This window comes from Streptomyces sp. NPDC127098 (assembly GCF_042722465.1).
Taxonomy (GTDB): domain Bacteria; phylum Actinomycetota; class Actinomycetes; order Streptomycetales; family Streptomycetaceae; genus Streptomyces; species Streptomyces millisiae.
In genome coordinates this window covers 19794-45745 of sequence record NZ_JBHXFJ010000019.1, presented here as the reverse complement: position 1 = coordinate 45745, position 25952 = coordinate 19794, and the positions used below count along the sequence as shown (strand labels likewise).

Here is a 25952-nt window from a genome sequence, read left to right as displayed (position 1 = left end):
TGGGGCGGTCGGCGTGTGCGCGTGCCCCGGATGCCCGTGCTCGCCTTCCGTTTCCTGGGGGTTCCCTCGCCATGACCCACCTGCCCATGCTGCTCGAGGAGCAGGACCTCGCCGGCGCCCTGGAGTGGCTGGAGACCCAGCCGCCCTACGCCATCGCGGACGAGATCGCCCGGATGGACGAGGTGCAGTCCGTGATCACCTTCCGGCTGCTCGACAAGGACCGCGCCCTGGAGGTCTTCGAGGAGCTCGACCCCGTCGACCAGCAGCAGATCCTGGAGGGCCTGCGCGACCAGGCGTTCCGCGATCTGGTCGAGAACCTGGACCCGGACGACCGGGCCCGGATGCTGAAGGAGGCCCCGGCCAAGGTCGCCAAGCGGGTGCTGGCCGGCCTCAGCGCGCACGAGCGGCAGATGACGGCGGCGCTCCTCGGCTACCCCGAGGGCTCGGTCGGCCGCTTCATGACGCCGGAGACCGTCGCGCTCCAGCAGGACCTGGCGGTCGGCGAGGCCCTTGAGGTGGTCCGCCGGCGCGGCGCCCGGGCCGAGACCATCTACACCCTGCCGGTGGTGGACCGGGGGCGCCGCCTCACCGGCATCGTCGAGCTGCGCGAGCTGGTGCTGAGCGAGCCGACGGCCATGGTCTCCGAGCTGGTGGTCACCGAGCCGCCGCGCGCCCAGGCCACCGAGCCGGCCGAGGACGCGGCCCGGCTGATGCGCGAGACCAACGTCCTCGACCTGCCGGTGGTGGACAGCGAGGACCGCCTCGTCGGCCTGCTGACCAGCGACGACGCCTTCGAGGTCATCGAGGCCGCCGACACCGAGGACGTGGCGCGGCAGGCCGGCGCCGAGCCGCTGGAGCGGCACTACATGTCGGCCAGCGTCTTCCAGCTCTCCCGCACCCGGATGATGTGGCTGCTGCTGTTGCTGGTCGCGGCCACGCTGACCGTCTCGGTCAACCAGGCGTTCGAGGGCACCCTGGAATCCGTCACCCAACTGGCGCTCTTCGTCCCGCTGTTGATCGGCACCGGCGGCAACACCGGCGCCCAGGCCGCCACCGCCGCCGTCCGCGCGCTCGCGGTCGGCGAGGTGCGCACCTCCGACCTGATCCGCGTCATCTGGCGCGAGTGCCGCACCGGCCTGCTGCTCGGCCTGATGCTGGCCGTGGTCGGCTTCGCCGTCGGCGCGGTCTTCGTCGGCGCCGACGTGGCCGCCGTCGTCGCCATCACCCTGATCGTCATCTGCACCTGGGCCTCCACGGTCGGCGGCACCATGCCGCTGCTCGCCAAGAAGCTCCGCATCGACCCGGCGGTGGTCTCGGCCCCCATGGTGACGACACTGGTGGACGCGACGGGCCTGGTCATCTACTTCACGACGGCCAAGGTGGTCCTGGGCATCTGAGGCTTCCGAGTTTGGTAGTCTCATTTCTGGTAGTTCTGCTTTCGGTAGTCTCATCCCTCTCGGGGGCTTCGATGGATACTTCGGGTTTCGTTGGGCGCCACCATGAACTGGCCGCGTTGGACCGCGTGCTGAAGCGCGTCAAGGCGGGCGGTCGAGCGGGGCGCCCCGGCCGGGCCGTGCTGATCCGAGGTCGCCGCCGGGTGGGCAAGTCACGGCTCGTGGAGGAGTTCATCGAGCGCTCCGGCCTGCCGAGCCTCTACTTCACCGCCTCGGCGCTGCCCAGTACCCGAGCCGACCTCGACATGTTCGCCCAGGCCCTGGCGGCGTCGGACCTGCCAGGGGCGGCGCCCGTGGACCAGCCGCTCGGCAGTTGGGACACGGCCTTCCGGCTGCTGGCCCTCGCCGTGCCGCAGGACAGCCCGGCCATCGTGGTGCTCGACGAGATGCCGTACCTGATCCAGAACGACGAGGGTTTCGAGGGCACCCTGCAGAAGGCGTTCGACCGGGAGCTGTCCCGACGCCCGATCCTGCTGCTCTGCGTCGGATCCGATCTGGCGATGATGGAGCGGCTCAACGACTACGACCGGCCTTTCCACCAGCGCGGCACCGAACTGGTCGTGCCGCCCCTCAACCCCGCCGACATCGCCGACCTGCTGGGTCTCCCGGCGGCCGAGGCGTTCGACGCCTACCTGGTGACCGGCGGACTCCCGCTGGTGCTGGAGGAGTTCGAGCCCGGCATGAGCCTGTTCGACCACCTTGAGGACGTCGTGACGAATCCCGTCTCGGCGACTCTGGTGAGCGCCGAGCTCTCGTTGGCCGCCGAGTTCCCGACCGAGGCCCAGGCCAGGGTCGTGCTCAGGGCGATCGGCTCCGGTGAGCGTACCCACGCGCTCATCAGCCGGGCCGCCGGCGACATGGCGCCCAGCAGCCTCAGCCGTGCCTTGCGGCTGCTGATCGACAAGCGGGTGGTCGAGGCGGCCACGCCGTTGTCGGTCAGGCCCTCGAAGGAGACCCGCTACGCGGTGGCGGACCCGTACCTCCGCTTCTGGCTGGCCTTCCTCGGGCCCTATCTCAGCGAGATCGAGCGGCGTCGCGGCGACCTGGTGCTCGACCGGATCCGTCGCTCCTGGACCACCTGGCGGGGCCGGGCGATCGAACCGGTGGTGCGGGAGGCACTGTTCCGGATGCGCGAGGGCGGCCTGCCCGAGGGCTCCGGCGCCGTCGGCGGCTACTGGACCCGCACCAACGACCCGGAGATCGACATCGTGGCGGCCGACCGGGGCCCGGTCGCCAAGCGCGTCACGGCCGTCGGCTCGATCAAGTGGCTGGAGCGGAAGCCCTTCGACGCCCGCGACCTCTCCCGCCTCATCCTGCACCGCGCCCAACTCCCGGGCGCCGACGAGGACACCCCGCTGCTGGCCGTCTCCCGATCGGGCGTCGCCACCGAGGTCGGCACCGGCGTCCAGGTCGTCGGCCCGGACCAACTGCTCACCGCCTGGCGGGGATAGCCACCGCGCGCCGACAGCGGAAGGTCACCCGCGTGACAGAGCACGACATCGGACGGGAGTTCCGCGAGCTGCGGGACACGCCCCCCGGCGACCGCGCCTCCTGGCTGCGCCGGGCGTTCCCGGAGGGCGCCCCGGCCCAGTGGTGGACGGGGATGCTGGAGATCGTCGAGACCCGGTGCTCCCCCGCGCGGCCGGCGCCGGCCGCCGAGCGGCTGGCCACCCTGGAGTTCGCGGCTCAGCTCCTGGACCTCGCACGGCGGTCCGGCGGGCTGAGCAACTGCCAGGCCGGAAACTGGATGATGCGTCTTTCGGTGCTCGCCCTGCGCCACGTGCCACCCCTCGACGGGCTGCCGGACGAGTTCACCCCGGACGGAGCGGTCCGCTTCACCCTCGACCACCTGCCGCTGTCGCGCGAGACGGCCCTGGACGCCGCCCGCCGGGCGCACGAGGGCCGCCTGCACGAGCCCGGCGAGCCGATCAGGCCAGGCCAGCGCCCCACCGGGGAGACGGCGCTCCTCAACGAGATGCGGTGGGTGCTGCCGTCCCTGGAGTGGCTCGTCGATCGCCTGGGTGACGACGCGCTGCGGCGCGCGGCACGGGAGTGGCTCGACCTGCTGCCGCGCCTCTAGCGCGGCCCGCTCAGAGGTCGCCGCCGTCCAGGTCCCGGCGGCGGCGGCCGAGTTCGAAGCGGTCGCCGGCGTCGTGGAGTTCGTACAGCTGGGCGCGGCTGTCCGGGGAGCCGAAGGGGTGGTGCAGGACCATCAGCAGGGTGCCGTCGAAGGCGCGGAACGGCATGCCGTGGCCGGCGTTGTCCTCGACCAGCACCGGCCGCTGCTCCCAGGGGCCGGCCAGGGTGCCGGACGCCGAACGGGCCTGCGTCTGCACGTAGTACTGGGCGCCGGACGGGCCCATCCAGGTGGACCACAGCATCAGCAGGTCGCCCGTGCGGCCGCGGTGGAACTGGGGCCCGTCGGTGACGTAGGTGAGCGGTGCGGCGTCGGCGGTCACCAGCTGGTTGATGCCCGGCGCGTCGGACGCCTTGAACAGGTGCACCGGGTCGCCGACGGTGCCGGTCAGGTCCGGCGTGAGGCGGATGGCCTCCATGGTCCCGTCGAGCCGCTGGACCCACTCGTGCGCGTAGACCAGCCACGGCTGGCCGCGCTCGACGAACAGCGTGCCGTCCAGGGCCATGAACGTGTCCGGCGTGTGCGGCCGTTCGAGGTCCAACGGTGTGAACGGGCCGGCCGGCGAGTCGCCGACGGCCACGATCGTGCCGCGCCGGTGGGTGCGGTACGGCACCTGGGGCGGGGCGGCCAACTCCGCGTCGGCGTCGTGCAGGGTGACGAACAGGTACCACCGGCCGCGGTAGCGGTGCACCTCGGGCGCCCAGCCGCCGTCCTTCGCCCAGTTGCCCTCCGGCACCCGGAAGACGACGAAGGGCCCCTGCCAGGAGACCAGGTCCCGGCTGCGGTAGCTGAACGTGACCAGCCGCGGCTCGGGGCTGTCCTCCGGGGTGGTGTGGTACAGGTGGTAGGTGCCGGTGCTCCGGTCGGCGACGACGAACGCGTCGTGCGCCCAGAACTCGTTCATCCGCAGCCCGCTCGGCGGCTCGCCCGCGGCGAAGGACGTGCCACCCGCGAGCGGCACGGTGGCGGCGGCTCCCAACGCCCCGATGAGGGCGCGTCGTCCGATGGGCGTCATGGGATCACTCCTGGCTGTCGCGCGGGACCACGGGACGTGAACGCGCGCAGCGTAAGAGCGGGTTCGAAAGAAAGTCAACGCATCTGCGCAACTCCGCACAACACCGGTCAGGCCGCGTGCCGGCGTGGGCGCCGTCCCTCACTTCTCCTCGTGCACCGGGACCGGCGGAGTGTTCTCCGGGTCGAGCGCCGCCAGCACGACATGGAGCGAGCCCTGGGCCGCGCCGATCCGCAGCGCGAAGCGCGCGTGCGAGAGGGGCCGCGTCAACGGGTTGCGGCGGTGGGCGCGGCCCGCCTTCCGCGCGGCCTCCAGGGACCTGACGGCCCAGAGGAGCCGCATCTGCAGATCCTCGGGTTCGGTGACGTCGACCAGCTCCGTGGCGCTGGCGGCGACCTTCTCGGCGGCGCCCTCCAATACGGGGGCGCGACGGATGTCGGGCGCGTCGCCGAACGACACCAGCAGGTTGTGGACCTCGTGCAACCCGGCTATCGCGTCTGAACTCATGCGCACAGCATGCCGGATGGCTGACAGCGCGCCGCGCGGGCCGCCGGTCGGTTGACGGCCCGTCACATCACCGCTACATCTTCCCCCCAGGCGCACCCATCCTTCCGAGAGCAGGAAGTGAGACGACGATGAGGCGAGCGGTCGTCCCGTCGCGGAACCGCGGACGTGACGGCGAGCGCTTCCGGCCCGGGGCCGGTGCGGCCCCGGGCCGGGCTTCGCGGATCCCGCTACACGAAGACGTAGAGGACGACCACCGACCACTTCTCCGTGGTGTCCTCGGGGCTGTAGGCGAGGAACCCGGCGGACCCGAAGGCGACGTACCCGTCATAGGGGACCGGGCCGCCCGTGTCGTAGAACAGCCACTCGAAGGACGGCAGGCCCAGGTACGACGACACCGGGGCCGCCCACAGCGGGTACTCGACGACGGCCGCGGTGTTGGCGATGACGCAGCCGCGGTTCACGGCGTCCGTGTAACCGGTCTGGCTGCGCGCGTCCAGGGCCCACCCGTAGCTCACCAGCAGCAGCGGGTCGGGGGAGATGTCCAGCGGGCACGTCGTGTCCTGCGTCGCCACGACGGGGTCGGCCGCGCGGTAGCCCGACGGCACCGTGAACAGGTCGGCGGCCGGCTCCACGCCCGTCTGGATGTCCGTGTAGGTCCTGGTGTACTCGGCGCCGGTCTCGTCCACGATGTGGGTGCGCACGTCCAGTTGGACGTCGGTGGACAGCCAGACCGTGACCTCCCGGGTGGCCGGGGGCGCGGTCTCCCGGGGGACGGTCACCGTGTAGGAGCTGCCCTCGACCCGCACCCCCGACATCCGGCGGGTGCCCAGGTCCCGTGGCTCGGAGCTGAGCTGCCGCTGCTCCACGTCCGGCGCCGTCGCGGCGGGCTCGGGCGCGTCGGCCGTTTCCGGTGGGGCCGTCGTCCGGGTGAACTCCCGCGTCTCCTCGTCCAGGCGCACGGTGGTGCCGGCGACCGGGTCGACGATGGTGACCGTCGACCCGGACTCGTACCTGGTGCGTCCCTGGCTGTCCCGGTAGTAGCGGTTCTCCTCCCGCGCGGCGGACCCCTGTCGCGCGCCGGTGCCCGCGTCCGAGCGGCTGATCAGCTCGACGGCGCTCAGCGGGACGACCTCGCCGCGGCCCGTCCTTCCCCGGTCCTCGCCGGCCCGCTCGTCCGAGCCGACCGCGGTCTGGCCGGGAACGACGAGCAGCAGGCCGACCATTCCGGTCGCCAGCGCCGCGAACACTCTCCTGCGGTGCATCACACCCTCCTCGGGTCGACAACGGGACCAGACTGCGCCGGGCCGGCGGTCGGGAACCGGGAATCGGCCGTATCTCTCCGCGGGTCACGAAGGCGGGCCCGGGGCGTCACCGGATTTTGCGCGGTGTCACGAAGACGCGGCGGGCGCCGGCCAGGCAGGGTGGGGTGAGGCGACGATGAGCCGACTCTTCCCGTCGCTGCGCGACCGGCTCGACGGCAACGCCCGCCGCGCCGTGGAGGTGTACACCCGCGAGCTGCCGGAGTACCGCGAGGTGACCAGGGAGGCCAGGGCCAGGGCCGCGATGCTGGACTTCGCGGTGCTGCTGCGTCGCCGGGAGGTCGAACTCGGCGCCGACGACGCGCCGTTCACGGAGGCGGACCTGGCCATGCTGCGGGCCTTCGGTGCGGAGCGCGGCGCGCGGGGCGTGTCCCTGGCCGCGCAGCGGCGGGTGCTGGGACTGCACTCCGTCCTCACCCTGCGGGAGGTCCAGGAGGCGGCCGGCCCGAACGACGTCGACCACGTGATGCACATGCTCGGCTGGCTGTCCGTCCAGGGGGCCGTCGCGCAGCACGCCTACACCGAGGGGTTCGTGGCGGGCCAGCGGAGGTTCCTGCCCGTCGCGGCACGCGTGCGGCGTCTGGCCGGGGAGCTCCTGGCCGACGGACCCGCGGCCGCCGCGCTCGCCGAGGGCCTCGGCATGCCGCTGCCCGCCGCCTTCCTGGTGACGGTGTTACGGGTCACCGGGCCGCCCCTGCCCGCCACGCCAGGCCGGGGCGACGCCACCGTCGACGCCCTGCTGAAACACCACCCCAGGACGCCGATGACGTGGCACGAGCCGGACCTGTTCGCCGCCCTGCTGCCGGTTCGGGCGGACGTTCCGGTCGTGGACGACGTCGACGACCCCGCGGAGGGGCCCGAGCTGGCGGCGGCGGAGCGGCGCGCGCTGCGGCTCGCCGACGACTTCGCGCGGCTGACCGGCCGGCCCTGCTCGGCCGGCGGGACCCCGGGCCGGCCGGGCCGACTCGCCCAGGCCGTCCGGCTCGCCGCCAGGATCAGCCGTGTGGCGCCCGCGGAGGCCGTACCCCGGCGGCTGTACGCCGTCCGCGACGTCTTCGTCGAACTCGGCACCACGCAGGTGCCGCAGGTCGAGCGGTGGCTGCGCGACCTGGGGAGCCGGCTCGCCACGGGCCCCGACCTGGTGGCCACCCTGGACGCCTTCTACCGGCACGACATGAACCGGCTGAAGACCGCGCTGGCGCTGCACATCCACCCCAGGACGCTGGACTACCGGCTGCGCCGGGTCCGTGAGCTCGTCGGGATGGAGGCCGGCTCGACCCAGGGGGTGCGCACCCTCAGCGCCGTGGTGGCCGCGATGTCGGCCGGCCGCTGGTCTCCCGACCCCCCGCCGGCCGGCCGGCCGTGACCGCCGGTGCGGCCTGCCGCACGTCAACTCCCGGGTTCCGGGCGACTCGTCGGACGCGGAGGTGCGGCGGCCGCACGCGGTGTGGGAGTGGCTGCGCTGACCGACCGGCCCGTCAGACGTCGTTCCAACGGCTCGATCGCCAGGCTCGCGGCCAGCGCCAGACAGCCCACCACCACCCACGGCAGCACCCGGTCCACGCCGTACAGGACGCCGAACAGGCCGGGCGTCAGCATGTCCGCCGCGGCGAACGAGTACTGGAACGCGGCCAGATAGGTCCCCCGCGCCCCCTCCGGCGCCGCCGACGCGGAGAGCGCGTTCGACGCCGGCCCGTGCGTCATCTCCGCCGCCGCCCACAGCAGCATCACCAGCGCCAGGTAGCCGACCTGCCAGTGCCCGCGTGGCAGCAGCACCGCCAGGGCCATCGCCGCGCACCAGACCGCCCAGAGCCGGCCGCCCCAGGCCATCGCCCCGCCCCGGGAGGTGCGCCGCAGGACGCGGCGGATGACCGTGCTCGTGCAGGTGGCCACGGCAACGGTGGTGATCGTGAGGAAGGCACCCACCGACCAGCCGGGCGCGTCGAGGCCGCGCACCACGTAGACCGGGATCGCCACGGCGAGGAAGACCGTGCAGACGTTGAACACGACGTTCACGCCGATCAGCGCCAGATACGGCCGGTTGCGCAGCAAGTCCCGTACGCCGTCGGCCGGTTGCTGACCCGGCCCGTCGGCCGGCCGCCGCCCGCGCACGAAGAGCCCGACGGTCAGCGCCGCCACGAGGAACGAGACCGCGTCCGCCAACACCATGCCGCGGTACGCCTGGTGCGAGGCGAGCGCGAGCAGCACACCCGCGAGCACCGTGCCGGCACCGGTGCCGGCCGCCCGGATCATCCCGGCCCTCGCGAACCACTGGTCCCTGGCGTCCCCCTCGGCCTGCTCGGCGATCAGCGCGAAGACCGACGACCAGTACACCCGCAGCCCGACCGCCTCGACCAGCGCCGCCAGGAACAACGACACCGGCCCCGCCACGCCCAGATAGAGGAAGAACCCGGCGGACTGGAACAACAGACCCGCGATCACCACCGGCCGCGGCCCGACCCGGTCGACGACCCGCCCCACCAGCAGCGGCAACAGCAGCGAACCGGCCATGGCCCCGGTCAGCAACAGCCCGACCCGGGCCTCCGACAGGTCGGTGGCGGAGAGGAAGTACACCATCGACAGCGGCAGATAGAGCCCGGTCCCGACGGCATCGATCGCCAACGCCACCGGAATCGCCCACCGCGCCCCGTCCCGCACCCGGGCCCACCTCACGGCACGGCCGTCGCTCGTCTGCGCACCGGTGGCCCTCCGCTCGCGTGTTCGGCAGCCCCACGTTCTAGCGGCGGGCGGGCGGCGGCGTCAACGAGTTTTGCCGCCGGCGGGGTGCCGCGAACCTCGGGTCAGAGAGCGTCGACCGACGGCCGGGTAGTCGCTGACGACCAGTGACGTTCACGCTCCACGACCACGAGTCCGGGGATGTCCACGTCGGTCAGCTCCAGGCCGGAGGAGCGTTTCATGCGTTGCGCCAGCTCGGCGTTGGTGGGGGGGATGCTGACCGGACGAGGATGTCGGTCACGACCGAGCCTCCTTCGAGGCCTGCACGGCCAGGGCGTCGAGGCGAGCTCGCTGCGCCGGGGTCAGGCGGACGTCCTCCGCCGCGACGTTCTCCTCCAGGTGGTCGATCCGGGCCGTGCCGGGGATCGGGAGGACGACCGGTGAGTGGCCGAGCAGCCAGGCGAGCGCGACCTGTGTGGGGGTGGCGCCGACCTCGGCCGCCACGCCGGCGATCTCGGCCCGCGCCCCCGACTCCCCCCAGGCGACGGGCCGCCACGGCAGAAACGCGATCCCGGCCGCCTCGCAGGCCGCGAGCACGCGCTCGTGCTCGCGGTCGAGCAGGTTGTAGCGGTTCTGCACGCTCACGATGTCGACGATCTCCCGCGCCTGCCGGAGCTCGTCGACGGACACCTCGGAAAGCCCGATCCGGCCGATCTTGCCCTCGTCCCGCAGCTCCCGCAGCGTGCCGACCTGGTCGGCGAGCGGCGTCTCCGGATCGATCCGGTGCAGCTGGAGCAGCTCGATCCGCCCGACGCGCAGCCGCCCCAGCGCCCGCTCCACCTGCTCGCGCAGCACTTCGGGCCGCCCGTCGAGCTTCCACTCACCCCCGGGCCCGGTTCGCGCGACGCCGACCTTGGTGGTGATCAGCAACTCGTCCGGATACGGGTACAGCGCCTCCGCCAGCAGCTCCTCGTTGGCACCCCCGCCGTACAGGTACGCGGTGTCGATCAAGGTGACGCCCAACTCGACGGCCCGCCGCGCGACGGCGACGGAGTTCTCCCTGGCCGGCCCCGGCTCCGCCGGCAGATGCATGGCCCCGAATCCGAGCCGCCGTACGCGCAGGTCCCCACCTATGGCAAACATGGGGGCAACGTTAATTCGCCCGATCCCCGTGGCCCCGTCCGAGCCAGTGGATCAGAGAACGTCGACCGTGGCGCGAGCGACGCCGGACTTCTCGATACGCCGATCGCTCGTCACGAGAACGACGTTGAGGGCCTCGGCAAGCGCGACGTACGCCGCGTCGTAGGCCGACAGATTGGCGGACAGCTCCCGCACCCGGGGCCAGAACGGCAGGGCGTCATACCGGCGAATAGCGAGTGCCTGGTACGTGGCCAAGGCCTCGTCGAGGTTTTTTGCCGCCAATTTCGGTACATCGCCGCGCCGTCCGCGCGCCATACCGAAGAGCGCCGAGGCAACCTCGAAGTCGAGCAGCGCCGGTGCCGCCAACTCGTGAGCGGCGATCCGGGCCCGCACTGCGTCCCCTCGCTCGCCCGTGTCGGTCAAGCCGTGGACCAGCGCCGAGCAGTCGATGACGATCAACGACGCTCACGCTCCGCGTCCATGAGCGCGGGAATGTCCACGTCGGTCAAGTCGAGGCTGGCGGAGCGCTTCATACGTTGGGCCAATTCGGCGTTGGTTGGGGTCGTCGCTTCTCTCACGATCATGTCCAACAGGTATGCCTGCAGCGACTGGCCGGCCTCTGCCGCGCGGATCTTGAGCGTCCTCAGCATGTCGTCCGGGACTCTCCGGACGGTGACGTCGGTCATGCTGACATTTTAGCAACGTTGATGACGAAGTGCTGCGACGCGAGGTGGGGCGCTGTGGAAGGGCCGGTGCGGCGTCACACGCGTGCTCAGCGGTTCTTCGCACAGCGGCCGAACCTCCTGGTGTCGAGCGAGAACCCGACGGGTTCGGGGAGGGCGACGCGGTCACCGAACGGGGATTCGGTGGACGTTGCGTACCCTTCCTCGCGGGGGTCGCTGTGCAGCGTGCACCACCCCTTGAAGGGGTCGATGATCAGGTAGAGGTCGATGCCGAAGCGTGCGTAGACCTCGACCTTGTCCACCAGGTCGGAGCCCTTGTTGTTCCTGGACAGGACCTCTGCGACGAACCGGATCTCGTCTCCCGGGAAGCTGCCTTCCGGATCCACCTTCGCGGTGGTGGGCAGGGCGAAGAAGTCCGGTCGTGGTTCGTCGCCGTGGCTGGGATGGGTGACGGTCTGCTCGGCAGCGACGCGCCACTGGCCGTGTGCCGAGAACTGCATGATGAGATCCAGCTGGATGTCCCAGTGCAGTGGCTTGCGGGAGGGGGAGGAGATGATCTGTCCGTTGATCAGTTCCGTTCCCCGCTCATCCAGCGCGGCCATGTTCCTCACCGTGGATCCAGGCCGCTCTTGAGCGCGCGGTTCTGCTCGCTGCGGGCGTTCGCCTCGCGGACCAGGGTGTGGAGGTCCGGCCGTGGCTCCGGTGGCCTCGCCGTGCGGAGGGTGGCCAGCAGGCGGCGGGCCGTCGGGACGCGGCAGGTGCCGAGCCAGATCAGCTGTGCCGACCACTCCGGCGGGTCGATGTCCAACGCGGCGAGCGGCATCAGCGCGGGCAGTCGCACGCCGTGCCGGTCGAGTTCCTGACGCAGCTCGCCGCACAGGAGATAGAGGTCGCGCTTTACCGGCTCCACAGATAATCACCCTCCGGGGTCCTTTGTTCGCCGTACGCGACCGAGAATGGCCGAACCGACCTAACCTCTCCAAGGGGGAAGCGGATTACCTCCAACCGCCGTAACAGAGGGGCGTGACGCCATGGCCAATGAAATCGACCCCAGCGACTCGATGGGCGCGCTGTACGGGACCCGGCTGCGCCGGTACCGGCTGGAAGCCGGTTGGACTCAGGGCGACCTGGGCTTCCGGGCGCACGTCGTCCAGTCCCGCATCAACCAGCTTGAACGGGCGACCGGGGCCAAGCCGACGCTCGAACTGTCGAAGAAGCTGGACGAGTTGCTGAAGACAGACGGCCTGCTCGCCGAACTCACGCCGCACGTGCGGCGTGAGGCGTTCCCGGACTGGGCGCAGGAACATCTGCGGCAGGAAGGTAGGGCGACGGCCATCCAGGTGTACATGGCGCGTACCTTTCACGGGTTGCTTCAGACTCAGGAATACGCCCGCGCACTGCTGAGCCTGAGCCCGACCCTGACCTCTGACGACCACCTGCAGAAGCGGCTAACTGGCAGGTTGGGGCGCCAGCCCAAGTTGAAGGACCCCAAGCTCCGTGAGTTCTGGATGGTTCTGGATGAGGCTGTGCTGCTGCGCCCAGTTGGCGGCCCCGCGATCATGCGAGGCCAGATGGCGCGAGTGCTGGAAGCGGCTCAGGATCCTCGCATCACCGTGCAGGTGTTGCCATTCTCGGCAGGAGGTCACTGGCCCATGGAGTGCTCGCTGATGATGCTGACACTGCCGGACGGGGACGAGTCGGCCTACAAGGAGGCCGACGAGTTTGGCCACCTCACTGAGGAAAATGACGAAGTTCGTGCGTATGGCAAGGGCTACGATCGCCTTCGGGCCATGGCGCTTCCCCCAGAGCAGTCGCTCGACTTGATCCAATCCGTGATGGAAGGCACCTACCGTGCAGCTCGCGTACCAAGCCGAACCCAGCGTCGCCGCTTGGCGGAAAAGCAGCTACAGCGGCATGGAGGGTGGCTCGTGCGTCGAGGTGGGGGACGGGGTCCCCGGCGTGATGCCGGTGCGTGACAGCAAGGTCCCGCACGGCCCTGTGCTCGTCATTCCGGCCGCCGCGTGGGCCGCGTTCGTGCGGTCGGCGTGAACCGGCGGCGGCGGGAGAAGGCCGCGAGGCGGCTGGTCGTGGCGGCCATGCTGGGCGAACCGACCGTTGTGCGGCGGTTGTTGCGGGCCGGGGTGAGCCCGGAGGCCAGCGACGCGGACGGGATGACCGCGCTGTACGCCGCCGCCGTGCATGGCGACGCCCTGTCCGTGCGGCTCCTCCTGGAGGCCGGCGCGGCGCCGGATCGGGAGAGTGCGCGGGAGGGGTCCGAGGGGACCCCGCTGTGTGCCGCCGCCAGTTGGGGGCACGCGGACGTGGTGCGGGAGCTGCTGGCGCACGGCGCCGACCCGACGCTGCGCGAGGACGCCGGCACCGGGCTCTCACCGCTGGACTGGGCGCAGCGCGGGCCCCACCCCGAGACCGAGGCGCTGCTGACCGGTCAGACCCGCTGAACGTACGGCGCCCGCCACTCCGGCGACGGGTCCGAGCCGAGCTCGGACCAGTACTCCCGGGCCCGGGCGATCCTGCCCTCCCTGACCGACCAGAACGAGGCCACCCGGTGCACCCCCATGCCGGTGTGCGGGACCTCCACCTCGGAGACGACCTCGTCGCCGTGCGCGACGATGCGGAGCACCCGGATCGTCCACCCCTCGGGGTACTCGGCGTTGATCCGCACGTAGTTCTCCCGGCCCAGGATGCGCTCGCCGCTGACCGGCCACTCCACCACCAGGTCCTCGGCGAGCAGCTCGCCGACCCCCGCCCAGTCCCTCGCCTGCATGCGGTCCCACAGGCCCCGAACCACCTCAGCTGACTCCATGCCCGCATCCTGGCAGGCGCCTCTGACAGTCGCCCCGGAGCGGGAGTCGTCGCAGGTCAGTGCGAACATGAGCCGGTGACTCGTACTCTCTTCGCTTCAGGTTCCGTGTTCGACGTGGTCTCCGGGGAGGTCTGGGGGACCGATGTCGTGGTGGAGGGGAACCGGATCGTCGCCGTGGGGCGGGGGCTCGACGGGGACGAGGTCGTGGACTGCTCGGGCTCGCTGCTGGTGCCGGGGTTCATCGACTGCCACACGCACGTCGGCCTGACCGAGACCATGAAGGACTCCTTCGGCCTGGCGCGTTCGGTGCGGCCGCTGTCCGCCGTGCCGGTGTTGCGGACCCTGCTCGGGCTCGGGATCACCACGGTCCGGGACGCCTGGGGCGCCGACGCCGGGATGCGCCTCGCCGTTGAGCGGGGCTGGATCGAGGGTCCGGAGATCCTGGTCTCGCTGCGGCAGGTGTGCACCACCGGCGGCATCGGCGACCACTGGTCGCCGCGCGTCGGGGACGTCGACTTCTTCGGCGACCCGGCCATGCCGGACCCGGTGTTCGACGGGCCGGTCGAGGCGCGGGCCGTGGTGCGGCGGATGGTGCGGGCCGGCGCCGACTGGATCAAGGTGACCGCCACCGGCTCGATGAAGCTGGCGCGCGGCGTGCACGACGTGCAGCTCACGCCCGGTGAGATGGCGGCGCTGGTCGACGAGGCGACCCGGCAGGGCGGCCGGGGCGTGATGGTGCACGCGCACGGCGCGCGGGCCGCCGAGCTGGCGGCGCGGGCGGGGGCGCGTTCCGTCGAGCACGGCACGTACCTGGACGAGGCGGCCGTGGGTGCCATGGCCGAGGCCGGTACCTGGCTGGTGCCGACGCTCTCCGTGTCGCAGAGCGCGCCGGACCAGGTGTCGGCGGAGGCGGCCGAGGCGCACCGGCGCGCGGTGAAGCTGGCCCTCGACGCCGGGGTGCCGATCGCCATGGGCACCGACAACCCGGTCCGCCCGCACGGCGAGGCGCTGCGCGAGATCGAGCACCTGGCCGCCGCCGGCCTCGGCCCCGTCGGCGCGCTGCGCGCCGCCACGATCGACGCCGCGCGGCTGCTGCGGCTCCACGACGACCGCGGCGAGATAGCCGCCGGCAAGCGCGCCGACCTGGTGCTGCTCTCCGGCATCGGCCTCGACCCGGCCACGCTGGAGTCCCGCATCGTCGGCGTCTGGCGGGGCGGCCGCCGGGTCGCGGGGACGGCACAGCCGGCCATGTGATCCCGGCTCAGGACTGGACGAAGACCTCGATGACGCACCGGGCGCGGCCGGCACGTTCGATCCTGGCGTCGCTGGTGATCAGCGGAACCCCGAGCCCTTCGGCCAGGGCCACATAGGTAGCGTCGTACGGCGACATGTTGCCCCACAACTCGCGAACGCGGGGCAGCACCGGCATGTGCTCCATCCTCTTGATCGGCAGGAGGGCGAAGGAATCCCAGGCCGCATCGAGTTGGGCCTCGGTGAGCTTCCCGCCACGGTGGCGTCCGCGCAGCGCCGAGGCGACCTCGACGTCCAGCAGGTACGGCGCGGCCAGGCGCTCCGACTCGGCACGCTTGCGCACTGCTTCCCCCACCGGGCCGGCGTCCGCCACGAGATGCACGACGGCGCCCGCGTCTACCACGATCACGCGCGTTCACGTCCTGACTCGATGTCGGCGAGAACCTCGCGTGTGGACAACCGCGCTGTCACCCGCTCCCTGATGCGAGCGATGACGTCCTCGGTGGTCGGGGTCGCCGCCTCCTGTTCCAGCAGTGTTCGGGCGTACGCCTGGAGAGACTGTCGATTCCGGGCGGCCCTTATTTTGAGCTCGGCGAGCGCGTCGTCGGACAGGTCGCGGACGTAGAGAGTAGCCATGCGACAATTCTAGTCGCAATGATAGCGAAATGCTAGCAACGGCGTGCCTGCACCGCCCTGGTGTACCTGGCACCACCCCCCGACCGACGGGTTAGCCGGCTGGGGCCGGGCCCGCGAAGCCGGGAGTCTTGTACACATGATCGAGACGATGCCGGCGGGCGCCGCCGTGAAGTACCAGGGCACTTCGAGCCGCTTCGGGCGCGAACTGGCCTATCTGCTCGCCGGACTGCCGGTGGGTGTGGCCGCCTTCGTGGTGGCCGTGACCGGGTTCTCCCTCGGGCTCGGCGGCCTGGTGGCCGTCTTCGGGGTGCCGGTGCTCGCCGGCACGCTGGTCGCGGCGCGCGGCTTCGCGCGCGGCGAGCGGGCACGGGTGGCCGCCGTCAGCGGGCGCGCGCTGCCGGAGCCGAGCTACCGGGAGCCGCGCGGCACGGGCCTCGGGCGCATGTGGCGCGCGCTTGGCGACCCGCAGGCGTGGCGCGACTGGACGCACATGGTGGTCGCGCTGCCGGTGCGGCTCATCACCTTCAGCCTCGCGGTCGCCTGGACGGTGGGCGGGCTCGGCGAGCTCTGCTACGGCCTGTGGTCCTGGTCGCTGCCGCGCGACGGCGGCGAGGAGGGCCTGCTCGACCTGGCCTTCGGCATCGACTCCACGGCCGCCGACATCGCGTTCAACACGGGCGTCGGGGTGCTGCTGCTGGCCACCGCCGTCCCGATGGTGCGAGGGCTGGCCGCGCTCCAGGCCGGGATGGCACGGGCCCTGCTGGTCCGTGCCTGAGCGCGGACGTCGATGCCGGAGCCGGCCCGTGCCCGAAGGCACGGGCCGGCCTCGTGCGTCTACCGCGGCGGCCCGCGCGTCCCGACCACGCGCCGGCGCGCCGGGGAGGACGCGCACCCTCGCCGGAAGGCGCGTCGCTCAGGCGAGCCGCGCCGAGGCCCGGCGGTCGGCCCGGGCCCGGCCCGTGGCGTAGAGGGTGATGCCGGCGGTGGTCAGCAGCGCGGTCAGCGCGAAGGCGACCAGGCCCGACCAGTCGGCGGCGTGGTAGATCACCGCGCCCGTGGTGCCGCCCAGGCTCGCGCCCAGGTAGTAGGCCACCTGGTAGAGCGCCGACGCCTGCGCCCTGCCCTCGGTCGCCGCGCGGCTCACCGAGCCGGAGGCCACCGCGTGACCGAAGAAGAAGCCACCGGTGATCAGCACCATGCCGATCAGCACCAGCGCCAGCTCGTCCGAGAGGGTCAGCAGCAGGCCGGCCGAGACCGTGGTGATCGCCGCGTAGAGCGCGCCGCGCCGGCCGAGGCGCTCGATCATCGGCCCGGTCGCGGAGGCCGAGCCCGTGCCGACCAGGTAGATCACGAAGACCGATCCCGCGAGGCCGGCCGAGAGGCCGAACGGCTCCTCGACCAGGCGGAAGCCGATCACCGTGTAGACCGCGCTGAACGCGGACATCAGCAGCATCCCGATCGCGTACAGGCGCAGCAGCAGCGGCCGCGACAGGTGCGCCCGCACCGCGCCGAGCAGCACGCGGGGCCGGAGCGGCGCCGGCTGGAAGTTCCGGCTGCGCGGCAGCAGCACCCGGTAGACGACCGCCGAGACGAGACCCATCACGGCCACCGCGGCGAGCGCGGCGCGCCAGCCGAAACCGTCGGACACCCAGCCGGTCAGCACCCGGCCGACCATGCCGCCCACGCTGTTGCCCGCGATGAACAGACCGACCGCGCCGACCGTGGCCCGCGAGTCCAACTCCTCGGAGAGGTAGGCCACCGCGGAGGCCGGGATGCCGGCGATCGCCGCGCCCTGCAGCGCGCGCAACGCCACCAGGGTGCCCAGGTCGGGCGCGAACGGGATGACCAGCGCCAGCGCCACGGCCACACCGACCGAGACGGTCATCATCCGACGCCGGCCGAACCGCTCGGAGAGCGCGCTCAGCGGCAGCACCGCGACGGCCAGGCCGATGGTGGCGGCCGAGACGGTCCAACTGGACGCGTCGGCGCCGACCGCGAAGGCGGCCGCGATGTCGGGCAGCAGGGCCTGGGTGGAGAACAGCATGGCGAAGGTGGCCAGGCCGATCGCGAACAGCGCGAGGTTGATGCGGATTCGCGAGGGGGGACGCTCGTCGTTCATGGTGATGGTCGGGGACGGCGCGGACGAGGCCCCCGCGGTGGCGGGAGCCTCGACTAGGTCAGTGGGCATGCCACAAAACTAGATCGCCCGATCTGATGCGTCCAATGCACGGATCTGCGAAGATCGATCCACCTGTGCATCAGTGAAGGTGAGGGGTGTGCGTGTCATCGATCGGCAACGAAGAAGACATCACCGTTACACCGGTCACACCCGGCCGCGCCGACATCTCGCCCGAATCCTGGGCCGCGTTGCTCACGCCCCGGCTGGCGCAGTTCGCCGCCGTCGCCCGCCACGAGCACGTCACCCAGGCCGCCCGCGGCCTCGCCGTCCCGCAGTCCACGCTCAGCCGTGCCATGGCCCGGCTCGAGGAGGACCTCGGCGTGGCGCTGCTGGCCCGCCACGGCCGCCGGGTCTCCCTGACGCCGGCGGGCCGGGCGTTCGCCCGTTCCGTCGAGCGCGCGCTCGGCGAGGTGGAGCGGGCCGCCGAGTCGGTGCGCACCGACGCCGATCCGGCGGCCGGCAAGGTGGCCTTCGGCTTCCTCCACACCATGGGCCCTGAGACGGTGCCCGAGCTGATCCGCGAGTTCCGCGAGGACCACCCGCGCGTCAGGTTCGCGCTGGTGCAGAGCTACGGCGAGGACATGATCGAGCGGATGCGGGCCGGCGAGCTCGACCTCTGTCTCACCTCGCCCGTGCCGGAGGCGCCCGACCTGGTCACCAGGCGCCTGGACGAGCAACGGCTGCACCTCGTCGTCCCGGCCGGCCACCGACTCGCCGGGCGGCGCCGGGTGCGGCTGGCCGAGGCGGCCGACGAGCCGTTCGTCACCCTCGAACCCGGATACGGGCTGCGGAGGTTGACCGAGGAGCTGTGCGAGAAGGCCGGCTTCAGGCCGCGCGTCGCGTTCGAGGGCGAGGAGCCGGAGACGCTGCGTGGCCTGGTCGCGGCCGGCCTCGGCGTCGCACTGCTGCCGCCGCCGACCGTGGCCAGGCCGGGCGTCGTCGAACTCTCCGTCACCGCGCCGCGCGCCGCCCGCCAGATCGGCGTCGCCTGGCTCGCCGGCCACCCGGACACCCGCCCGGTCGCCGACTTCAAACGCTTCCTCCTCGGCCGCCGAGGCCGACTGACGTCGGCCCCACCAGCCACCCCGGCCGGGCCTGACGGCCCGGACCGGCCATGAGGGACGCCATGCGGCTCGCCTGCGGCGCTCGGTCGGTCGCCCCGGTCCTGGCGGCAGGCCGCCAGGCCGCCAAGGCCGGCGTCGCGCTACGCGCGTAGGCGTGGGGGCGTATCGTGCCGGCATGACGACGCTCAGCCCGAATCCGAGTGAGGCCCCGCTGGCAAGCGAGACGCAGATCAGGCGCGCGCCCAAGGTGTTGTTGCACGACCATCTCGACGGTGGGCTGCGGCCCGCCACCATCGTCGAGCTCGCCGCCGCGCAGGGGTACGAGCGGTTGCCGGAGACCGACCCTGAGCGGCTGCGGGAGTGGTTCCGGGAGGCCGCCGACTCCGGGTCCCTCGTGCGGTACCTGGAGACCTTCACCCACACCTGCGCGGTGATGCAGAGCCGCGAGGCGCTGGCGCGGGTGGCCGCCGAGTGCGTCGAGGACCTGGCCGCCGACGGCGTCGTCTACGCCGAGGTCAGGTACGCGCCCGAGCAGCACCTGGAGGGCGGCCTCAGCCTGGAGGAGGTGGTCGAGGCCGTCAACGAGGGCTTCCGGGAGGGGGAGCGGCGCGCCGCGGCCGGGGGGCGGCGGATCCGGGTCGGGGCGCTGCTGACCGCGATGCGGCACGCGGCCCGTGCCCTGGAGATCGCCGAACTCGCCAACCGCTACCGCGACCTGGGGGTCGTCGGCTTCGACATCGCCGGCGCCGAGGCCGGCTTCCCGCCCACCCGGCACCTGGACGCGTTCGAGTTCCTGAAGCGGGAGAACAACCACTTCACCATCCACGCCGGCGAGGCGTTCGGGCTGCCGTCCATCTGGCAGGCCCTCCAGTGGTGCGGCGCGGACCGGCTCGGCCACGGGGTGCGGATCATCGACGACATCCAGGTCGCCGAGGACGGTTCGGTGAAGCTCGGGCGGCTCGCCGCCTACGTGCGCGACAAGCGGATCCCGCTCGAACTCTGCCCGACCTCCAACCTCCAGACGGGCGCCGCCGCATCCTACGCCGAGCACCCCATCGGGCTGCTGCGCCGGCTGCGCTTCCGGGCCACCGTCAACACGGACAACCGGCTGATGAGTGCGACCAGCATGACCGGTGAATTCACCCATCTGGTCCGGACATTCCGTTACACGTTGGACGATCTCCAGTGGTTCACGGTCAATGCGATGAAGTCCGCGTTCATTCCTTTCGATGAACGTCTCGCCATGATCAATGACGTCATCAAACCTGGGTATGCGGCCCTGCGTTCCGAATGGCTGTTCTCCCGCCCGGTCGACGTGCCGTCCTGACCTGCGGCGACGCGCAGTCGGGTGTATTTCGGCGGCGCCCGGTACGACATGTGGGGCCGGCCGGGTTACGGGTAGCGGCGCGCATTTCGATTCATTGCGAGGGCGACGTCGCAGTGGCTACCTTCACCTCGCCGCTGGAACCCACCGCAACCCACTCGAGGACGAGAATTCTGATGAAGCAGTCAACCGTGAAGACCCTGGGCGCGGCCGCGCTCGGTGCCGCCATCGCCGCCTCCGCCGCCGGCGCCGCCACCGCCGCGAACCTGGAGGGCCTGCAGTCGACCGCCGGCGACGTGGTGCGCACCCTGCCCGCCGACACCGCGACCGACATCCTCCCGGATGGCGCGGGCAACGTCGTCGAGACCGGCGGCCAGCTGATCGAGGGCGGCTCCGACGTCCTGCCGCTGGCCGGCGACACCCTCTCCCACACGACCGGCGCCGGCAGCGCCCTGGACTCCGTGGACAGCCTGCTCGGCGGGGTGCCGCTCGGCGACCCGAACAGCCTCGACCTCGGGGACGCGCAGGACGTGCTCGGCCCGGTCGGTCAGGTGGTCGGCAGCACCAACCTCCTCTGATCTTCGGCGACTTCGGCGATCCACAGCGAGCGCACGCGGGCCGCACCCCATCGGGGTGCGGCCCGCGCGGCGTGCGGTTCCCGTCAGGCCCGGGAGGAGGCCATGGCCAGCTCGCGTTCGGCGCGCGCCCGGCGGCGGCCGGGGCCGGGCGCCGGCGCCGCCCGCCTGGCGGCCGACGAGGCGGAGGAGGCCGAGGAGGTCGGTGGCGCCGACCGCCGCCGCGCCCGGGCCGCCGCCGGGGCGGCGGGGCCGCGCAGCAGCCGGGAGCGCAGCAGGCCGTAGCCCAGCTGGTGGGCGACGGCGATGCCGAGCGCGTTGAGGATGGCCGTGTCCACGTCGGCGGTCCGGCTCGGCACCAGCGACTGGCAGAACTCGATGGCCAGCGCGATCATCGCGCCGGCGAAGACCGTGCGGCACAGCGAAGCGAGCCGGGGGCCGCCGAGCCGCCGGCCGAGCAGCGGCAGCAGCACGCCGAGCGGCGCCAGGCGCAGCATGCCGGCGCCGAGCGCGGGCAGGGCCACCTCGGGCCCGCGCCGCAGCTCGGCGCGGATGGTGGCGAGCGGCTCGACATTGGCCGGCGACACCCAGAGCACGGCGAGCGGGCGCAGGGACAGGTAGGCCGTCAGCGCCAGGTAGAGGGTGAGGAGGACGAGAGCCGTCATCCGGGCGCGAGGGCTGATGGCGGGCCCGGAGGAGCCCACTGGATGATGCTGCACGCACACCAGGACGCGACCCCGTGCGGCCCGGTTCCGCCGCACCGGTGTGACCTGCGTCAAGGTCCGGACAGGACCTAACCCTCGGTGATCGGCGGCACGAGGCCCGGGGTGCCGGTGCCCCACATGGCGGTGCTGCACCGGTACCGCTTGGGCTGCCCGCCGTGCGGGGAGTCGACGGGGCCGCCGAGCATCACGGTGCTGCCGTCGCCCAGCGAGTCGCTGTGCGCGAAGGTGCACACGATCTGGCCCAGGGCGGCGGCCGGCAGGTCGCTCGGCCGCTTGCTGAGCCGCAACGCCTCGGCCGGGTCGTTGGCCGCCGGGCCCGACACCTCCAGGTCGTCCGGCACCTCGCTGCTGAAGCCGGCCGCGCGCTCCTGCCGGGCAGGGTCGCTCTGCAACTCGTCGAGCAGCGCGGTGGCCACCTCGACCCGGTCGGTGGTGTCGGCCGGGAGCTCGATGGCGCGCTCCACCGCGTTCACCCGGGAGCCGCAGACCAGGTAGACCTCGGTCCGCACCTCCGCGGTGCCCTCCTCGGCCGGTGCGTCGCAGGTGGTGCGGGTGGGCGCGGGACCGGCGTCGACCGGGACGTCCGTCGACCTGATGCCGCAGCCGGCCAGGGCGAGCAGGGCGAGCGCGGCCACGGCCGAGCTGAGGGCGCCGGTTCCCCGGCCACGGTTCGGACGTCTGGCGGTGCCCGTCACCTGGTCTCCTTCCCCTCGCCGCCGGGTGCCGGCGCGGTGGTGGGCGGCTCGGTGGCCGTGCGCTGCCGGGGCACGTCCCCCGCGTCCGTGCCCGTGCCCGTGCCCGTGCCCGTGTCCGGCTCGACCTCGGTCGCACACTCGGCGTCGGCCTCGGTCTCACCGGGCTGGCCGGCGTCGCGCGGCAGCCGCAGCGTGAACACGGCGCCGCCGCCCGGCGCGTTGCGCGCGCTGATCTCGCCGCCGTGCAGGTGGGCGTTCTCCAGCGCGATGGACAGGCCGAGCCCGCTGCCGTCCGAGCGCGGCCGGGAGGCGCTGGCCTTGTAGAAGCGGTCGAAGACGTGCGGCAGTACGTCCTCCGGGATGCCGGGACCCCGGTCGGCGACCTCCAGGACCACCTCGTCCCTGCCGTCCCTGGTGTCCTCGGTGACCGTGACGCGCACCGGCGAGCCGCCGTGCTTGAGGGCGTTGCCGATCAGGTTGGCCAGGATCACGTCGAGCCGGCGCGGGTCGAGCCGGGCGATGACGCCGCGCTCCGCCGCCACCTCGACGGCGTCCAGCCAGGCGCGGGCGTCGATGCAGGCGGTCACCTGGTCCGCGATGTCGACGTCGTCCAGCACCATCTGGGCGGTGCGGGCGTCGAAGCGGGTGACCTCCATCAGGTTCTCCACCAGGTCGTTGAGCCGCCTGGTCTCGCTGACCACCAGCTGCACGGCGGGCGCGATCATGGGGTCGAGGCTGTCGACCTCCTCTTCGAGCACCTCCGTCATGGCGGTGATCGCGGTCATCGGGGTCCGCAGCTCGTGCGACATGTCCGCGACGAAGCGGCGGCTGGCGGCCTCCCGGTTGCTGAGGTCGCGGACCTGCCGTTCCAGGGACTCGGCCGCGCTGTTGAAGGTGCGGGTGAGGTGGGCCAGCTCGTCGGCGCCGCGCACCTCGAGGCGGGTGTCGAGCCGGCCCTCGCCGAGCCGCTGCGCCGCGTCGCTGAGCCGCTGCACCGGGCGCAGCACCATCGTCGCGGCGGCCTGGGCCAGCAGCACCGAGCCGATGACGGCCAGCGCGGTGGCGAAACCGAGCGACCAGGCGAGGGAGTTGAGGTCGTCACGCTCGGGCGCGAGCGAGGTGAGGGTGTAGGCGGTCGGGCCGCCCTCCAGGACCCGGGTGCCGCCGATCAGGTAGGGGTCGCCGTCGAGCGAGACGCGCTGCCAGTAGAGGTGGTAGGGCGCGTCGGGGGTGTCGTCGTCGCGCCGCTCGTGCACGGCCTCGATCAGCGCGGTCGGCACCATGTCGAGCTTGAAGACCGTGGGGTCGGACTCGACCGTGCATATCGGGCCCTCGGACTGGTCGTCGACCAGCACCACCTGGTAGTTCATGGTGTTGTTCGCGACGGCCGCGGCCATGCCGCGCAGGTCGTCGCAGGTGGCGTTCTCCGGCAGGGCGCCGGCGTGGTCGCCGAGCGACTTGCGGAAGTCGTTGAGCGCCGCGTTCTGCGCCCTGGTGAGCACCGCGTCCCGGGTGAGCCAGTAGGCGATGCCGGACACGGAGACGGCCGCCACGAGCGCGACGAGGGCGAAGACCGTGACCAGCCGCAGCCGCAGGCTGGGCAGTTTCCGCATCCGGCGCAGCCAGCCGCTCACCCGCTCCCTCACGAAGGCGCGTCCAGCCGGTAACCCACGCCGCGCACGGTGCGGATCAGCTTGGGCGAGGAGGGGACGTCCTCCACCTTGGCGCGCAGCCGCTGCACGCAGGCGTCGACCAGGCGCGAGTCGCCCAGGTAGTCGTGCTCCCAGACCAGCCGCAGCAACTGCTGCCGGGAGAGCGCCTGCCCGGGGCGGCGGCTGAGCTCCAGCAGCAGCCGCAGCTCGGTCGGGGTGAGCTGGAGGTCCTCGCCGTTCTTGGTGACGGTCATGGCGGCCCGGTCGATGACGATGGAGCCGAAGGTCGCCGAGTCGTTGGCCTCCCGCTCCCCGCGCCGCATCACGGCGCGGATCCTGGCGTCGAGGACGCGGCCCTGGACGGGCTTGACCACGTAGTCGTCGGCGCCCGACTCCAGGCCGACCACGACGTCGATGTCGTCGCTGCGCGCCGTCAGCAGGATGATCGGCAGCTGGTCGGTGCGGCGGATCCGCCGGCACACCTCGAAGCCGTCGATACCCGGCAGGTTCACGTCCAACACGATGAGATCCGGCCGCTGTTCGCGCAGGAGCTTCAGGCCGTCCTCACCCGTCGCGGCGGTCACCACACGGTGTCCCTGACGAGTCAAGCTCATCTCCAGGGCCGTGCGGACCGCCTCGTCGTCCTCGATCAGCAACAGGAAAGCCACCGGCTCATTGTGTCGTATGGACCAGCCGGAGTTCGACTGCCCGCTATGACCGCCTCCTATTACCTGTTCGGCGGCTTGTCCTATGCGCGTCCCTGTGACAGCGCTGTGACAGTTGGGGGACCCCCTGATGAAACTGGCCCGGCATTGTTTTGCCCATCGCAAGAGAGCAGGACGGACAGACGAGGGGGAGCGGAGATGGGCGCAACGCAACGCATCACCGACACGGCGATGAGTGGGACGCGCACTTCCGCCGCTGTGGTTCCCGTCCGCTGTGGGGAGAGGTCCGGTGTCGCGAGCAGGCTGGGGGGCCGTCGCGGGACCGGTTGTCAGCGGCCGGCGCACCTCACCGCGGTGGCCGATGACGACAGGGGGGGACGCGGCAGGGCAGGACGGCGCGAGGGGGCCACGGAGGCGGAGTTCACCGCCTACGTGCGTGAGCGCCGCGCCTCCCTGTACGCGACCGCCTACCACCTGACCGGCGACCGGCACGAGGCCGAGGACCTGTTGCAGAGCGCGCTGCTTTCCACGTACCGCGCCTGGGACCGGATCAGCGACAAAGCGGCCGTCGGGGGATATCTGCGGCGAACCATGACGAACCTGCACATCAGTGCCTGGCGGCGGCGGAAGCTCAACGAGTACCCGACCGAGGAACTGCCCGAGGCGCCCGGGGAGCAGGACACGATGCGCGGCACCGAGCTGCGCACCGTGCTCTGGCAGGCGCTGGCACGACTGCCCGAGCAGCAGCGCACCATGCTGGTGCTCCGCTACTACGAGGGTCGCACCGACCCGGAGATCGCCGACACGTTGAACATCAGCGTCGGCACCGTGAAGAGCAGCATCTGGCGCACCCTGCGCCGGTTGCGTGACGACCAGGCGCTCAGCCGCGGCCAGGACCAGGACGTGTCCTTCGGCGAGCTGGTCGCCTGACCACCCGCCCGGGAGGGGAGCCCGGGCGGGAGGTACGGGGGAATCGGGGGAAAGAGGGGGGAACGGGGGAAACAGCGGGGGAATCGGGGGAGTGACGGGGTCCGGTCGACCGGGGGGTACGGCCGGGCCCCGCTCACGTGTCCGCCGCGTCCGACACCACGGCGCTGCGCGCTTCGGCGAGGGAGGTCCCGAACGGCGTCCCGCGATACGCGCCGTGTGTCCCGAGCGTGGGGCCGTCAGTGGGCCGAGTTCGCGCAGCGTGGCGCTTCGGCGAGGGCGTCGCCAAGCGGCGTCCTGCGACGGCGCTGCGCGCTTCGGCGGGGGGCGTCGCCAAGCGGTGTCCTGCGGTACAGCGCCGTGTGTCCCGAGCGGCGTGCCGTCAGTGGGGCGAACTCGCGCAGCGTGGCTCGGCGAGGGAGGTCCCGAACGGCGTCCCGCGATACGCGCCGTGTGTCCCGAGCGTGGGGCCGTCAGTGGGCCGAGTTCGCGCAGCGTGGCGCTTCG

Annotated in this window: 30 protein-coding genes; 13 read left to right on the top strand and 17 right to left on the bottom strand. The window is 72.4% G+C overall.

From position 1 onward, the window contains the following. The first annotated feature begins 71 nt into the window (after positions 1-71). From mgtE to ACFWI8_RS14865, 3 genes are all read left to right on the top strand, one after another. The gene (gene mgtE, locus ACFWI8_RS14875) at positions 72-1397 is read left to right on the top strand and encodes a magnesium transporter (protein WP_387090495.1); all 1326 of its coding nucleotides are present in this window, start codon (positions 72-74) and stop codon (positions 1395-1397) included. A gap of 71 nt (positions 1398-1468) precedes the next feature. After that, positions 1469-2905, top strand: coding sequence for an ATP-binding protein (locus tag ACFWI8_RS14870; RefSeq protein WP_387090493.1), 1437 nt, complete (start codon positions 1469-1471; stop codon positions 2903-2905). A 32-nt stretch (positions 2906-2937) separates the two neighbouring features. Further along, positions 2938-3534: a hypothetical protein gene (locus ACFWI8_RS14865; protein WP_387090491.1), complete on the top strand. Its 597-nt coding sequence runs from the start codon at positions 2938-2940 to the stop codon at positions 3532-3534. A 10-nt stretch (positions 3535-3544) separates the two neighbouring features. Here ACFWI8_RS14865 and ACFWI8_RS14860 read toward each other — a convergent pair whose 3' ends face one another. The 3 genes from ACFWI8_RS14860 to ACFWI8_RS14850 all read right to left on the bottom strand — a co-directional run bounded on the left by ACFWI8_RS14860 (position 3545) and on the right by ACFWI8_RS14850 (position 6372). Further along, a complete protein-coding gene (locus ACFWI8_RS14860) occupies positions 3545-4606 on the bottom strand; it encodes a glycoside hydrolase family 43 protein (protein ID WP_387090488.1) in 1062 nt (353 codons plus the stop codon). 138 nt (positions 4607-4744) lie between these two features. Further along, the gene (locus tag ACFWI8_RS14855; protein ID WP_387090485.1) at positions 4745-5110 is read right to left on the bottom strand and encodes a hypothetical protein; all 366 of its coding nucleotides are present in this window, start codon (positions 5108-5110) and stop codon (positions 4745-4747) included. A gap of 227 nt (positions 5111-5337) precedes the next feature. Next, positions 5338-6372 carry a hypothetical protein gene (locus ACFWI8_RS14850; protein ID WP_387090482.1) on the bottom strand — a complete coding sequence of 345 codons (1035 nt, stop codon included), beginning with the start codon at positions 6370-6372 and terminating at the stop codon, positions 5338-5340. Between the two features lie 175 nt (positions 6373-6547). Between ACFWI8_RS14850 and ACFWI8_RS14845 the strand changes: the two genes are divergently transcribed. After that, positions 6548-7795: a PucR family transcriptional regulator gene (locus tag ACFWI8_RS14845; protein ID WP_387090480.1), complete on the top strand. Its 1248-nt coding sequence runs from the start codon at positions 6548-6550 to the stop codon at positions 7793-7795. 23 nt (positions 7796-7818) lie between these two features. On the opposite strand, the gene ACFWI8_RS14840 is transcribed toward ACFWI8_RS14845, so the two are convergent. From ACFWI8_RS14840 to ACFWI8_RS14815, 6 genes are all read right to left on the bottom strand, one after another. Then, a complete protein-coding gene (locus ACFWI8_RS14840; RefSeq protein ID WP_387090477.1) occupies positions 7819-9087 on the bottom strand; it encodes an MFS transporter in 1269 nt (422 codons plus the stop codon). Between the two features lie 315 nt (positions 9088-9402). Then, the gene (locus ACFWI8_RS14835) at positions 9403-10248 is read right to left on the bottom strand and encodes an aldo/keto reductase (protein ID WP_387090474.1); all 846 of its coding nucleotides are present in this window, start codon (positions 10246-10248) and stop codon (positions 9403-9405) included. A gap of 51 nt (positions 10249-10299) precedes the next feature. Then, a complete protein-coding gene (locus tag ACFWI8_RS14830) occupies positions 10300-10704 on the bottom strand; it encodes a type II toxin-antitoxin system VapC family toxin (protein ID WP_387090472.1) in 405 nt (134 codons plus the stop codon). Beyond that, positions 10701-10931: an antitoxin gene (locus ACFWI8_RS14825; protein WP_387090469.1), complete on the bottom strand. Its 231-nt coding sequence runs from the start codon at positions 10929-10931 to the stop codon at positions 10701-10703. The genes ACFWI8_RS14830 and ACFWI8_RS14825 overlap by 4 nt, the downstream gene beginning before the upstream one ends. An 86-nt stretch (positions 10932-11017) precedes the next feature. Then, positions 11018-11530, bottom strand: a complete 513-nt coding sequence (locus tag ACFWI8_RS14820; protein ID WP_387090466.1) for a Uma2 family endonuclease — start codon at positions 11528-11530, stop codon at positions 11018-11020. Between the two features lie 5 nt (positions 11531-11535). After that, positions 11536-11838, bottom strand: a complete 303-nt coding sequence (locus tag ACFWI8_RS14815; RefSeq protein WP_387090464.1) for a hypothetical protein — start codon at positions 11836-11838, stop codon at positions 11536-11538. A 121-nt stretch (positions 11839-11959) separates the two neighbouring features. Here ACFWI8_RS14815 and ACFWI8_RS14810 point away from each other — a divergent pair, with 121 nt between their 5' ends. From ACFWI8_RS14810 to ACFWI8_RS14800, 3 genes are read left to right on the top strand one after another with little or no spacing between them, the layout of a single operon-like run. Continuing rightward, complete coding sequence (locus ACFWI8_RS14810; protein ID WP_387090461.1) at positions 11960-12904, top strand: Scr1 family TA system antitoxin-like transcriptional regulator; 945 nt, start codon at positions 11960-11962, stop codon at positions 12902-12904. Then, positions 12843-12977 carry a DUF397 domain-containing protein gene (locus ACFWI8_RS14805; protein WP_387090458.1) on the top strand — a complete coding sequence of 45 codons (135 nt, stop codon included), beginning with the start codon at positions 12843-12845 and terminating at the stop codon, positions 12975-12977. Before ACFWI8_RS14810 ends, ACFWI8_RS14805 begins: the two co-directional genes overlap by 62 nt. Next, entirely contained in the window at positions 12974-13387 is a 414-nt protein-coding gene (locus ACFWI8_RS14800; protein ID WP_387090456.1) for an ankyrin repeat domain-containing protein, read from the top strand. The genes ACFWI8_RS14805 and ACFWI8_RS14800 overlap by 4 nt, the downstream gene beginning before the upstream one ends. Here the strand turns inward: ACFWI8_RS14800 and ACFWI8_RS14795 are convergent. Further along, the gene (locus ACFWI8_RS14795) at positions 13375-13752 is read right to left on the bottom strand and encodes a nuclear transport factor 2 family protein (RefSeq protein ID WP_311598639.1); all 378 of its coding nucleotides are present in this window, start codon (positions 13750-13752) and stop codon (positions 13375-13377) included. The genes ACFWI8_RS14800 and ACFWI8_RS14795 overlap by 13 nt on opposite strands. 75 nt (positions 13753-13827) lie before the next feature. Here ACFWI8_RS14795 and ACFWI8_RS14790 point away from each other — a divergent pair, with 75 nt between their 5' ends. Then, positions 13828-15006 carry an amidohydrolase family protein gene (locus ACFWI8_RS14790; RefSeq protein ID WP_387090453.1) on the top strand — a complete coding sequence of 393 codons (1179 nt, stop codon included), beginning with the start codon at positions 13828-13830 and terminating at the stop codon, positions 15004-15006. Between the two features lie 7 nt (positions 15007-15013). Here the strand turns inward: ACFWI8_RS14790 and ACFWI8_RS14785 are convergent, their stop codons facing one another. Beyond that, the gene (locus ACFWI8_RS14785) at positions 15014-15412 is read right to left on the bottom strand and encodes a type II toxin-antitoxin system VapC family toxin (protein ID WP_387090450.1); all 399 of its coding nucleotides are present in this window, start codon (positions 15410-15412) and stop codon (positions 15014-15016) included. Next, positions 15409-15639, bottom strand: a complete 231-nt coding sequence (locus tag ACFWI8_RS14780; RefSeq protein ID WP_387090447.1) for an antitoxin — start codon at positions 15637-15639, stop codon at positions 15409-15411. Before ACFWI8_RS14780 ends, ACFWI8_RS14785 begins: the two co-directional genes overlap by 4 nt. Positions 15640-15775: 136 nt before the next feature. On the opposite strand from ACFWI8_RS14780, the gene ACFWI8_RS14775 reads away from it, so the two are divergent. Beyond that, positions 15776-16414 (top strand): sensor domain-containing protein, encoded by a 639-nt coding sequence (locus ACFWI8_RS14775; RefSeq protein ID WP_387090445.1) that lies wholly within the window; start codon positions 15776-15778, stop codon positions 16412-16414. Between the two features lie 138 nt (positions 16415-16552). Here the strand turns inward: ACFWI8_RS14775 and ACFWI8_RS14770 are convergent, their stop codons facing one another. After that, positions 16553-17827 carry an MFS transporter gene (locus tag ACFWI8_RS14770; RefSeq protein WP_387090442.1) on the bottom strand — a complete coding sequence of 425 codons (1275 nt, stop codon included), beginning with the start codon at positions 17825-17827 and terminating at the stop codon, positions 16553-16555. 92 nt (positions 17828-17919) lie between these two features. Between ACFWI8_RS14770 and ACFWI8_RS14765 the strand changes: the two genes are divergently transcribed. The 3 genes from ACFWI8_RS14765 (at position 17920) to ACFWI8_RS14755 (ending at position 20784) form a co-directional block, all read left to right on the top strand. Continuing rightward, positions 17920-18936: a LysR family transcriptional regulator gene (locus tag ACFWI8_RS14765; protein ID WP_387090440.1), complete on the top strand. Its 1017-nt coding sequence runs from the start codon at positions 17920-17922 to the stop codon at positions 18934-18936. 121 nt (positions 18937-19057) lie between these two features. After that, positions 19058-20209: an adenosine deaminase gene (locus ACFWI8_RS14760; protein WP_387090437.1), complete on the top strand. Its 1152-nt coding sequence runs from the start codon at positions 19058-19060 to the stop codon at positions 20207-20209. Positions 20210-20382: 173 nt separating this feature from the next. Beyond that, complete coding sequence (locus tag ACFWI8_RS14755) at positions 20383-20784, top strand: ATP-binding protein (protein WP_387090435.1); 402 nt, start codon at positions 20383-20385, stop codon at positions 20782-20784. Positions 20785-20867: 83 nt separating this feature from the next. On the opposite strand, the gene ACFWI8_RS14750 is transcribed toward ACFWI8_RS14755, so the two are convergent. The 4 genes from ACFWI8_RS14750 to ACFWI8_RS14735 form a co-directional block, all read right to left on the bottom strand. Next, positions 20868-21500: a VanZ family protein gene (locus ACFWI8_RS14750; RefSeq protein WP_387090433.1), complete on the bottom strand. Its 633-nt coding sequence runs from the start codon at positions 21498-21500 to the stop codon at positions 20868-20870. Between the two features lie 74 nt (positions 21501-21574). Then, positions 21575-22201 (bottom strand): hypothetical protein, encoded by a 627-nt coding sequence (locus tag ACFWI8_RS14745; RefSeq protein ID WP_387090430.1) that lies wholly within the window; start codon positions 22199-22201, stop codon positions 21575-21577. Next, the gene (locus tag ACFWI8_RS14740; protein WP_387090649.1) at positions 22198-23814 is read right to left on the bottom strand and encodes an ATP-binding protein; all 1617 of its coding nucleotides are present in this window, start codon (positions 23812-23814) and stop codon (positions 22198-22200) included. Before ACFWI8_RS14740 ends, ACFWI8_RS14745 begins: the two co-directional genes overlap by 4 nt. Before the next feature lie 29 nt (positions 23815-23843). After that, positions 23844-24521, bottom strand: a complete 678-nt coding sequence (locus ACFWI8_RS14735) for a response regulator transcription factor (protein WP_207931233.1) — start codon at positions 24519-24521, stop codon at positions 23844-23846. Between the two features lie 228 nt (positions 24522-24749). On the opposite strand from ACFWI8_RS14735, the gene ACFWI8_RS14730 reads away from it, so the two are divergent. After that, positions 24750-25448 carry a SigE family RNA polymerase sigma factor gene (locus ACFWI8_RS14730; RefSeq protein ID WP_387090646.1) on the top strand — a complete coding sequence of 233 codons (699 nt, stop codon included), beginning with the start codon at positions 24750-24752 and terminating at the stop codon, positions 25446-25448. Positions 25449-25952: the final 504 nt, after the last annotated feature.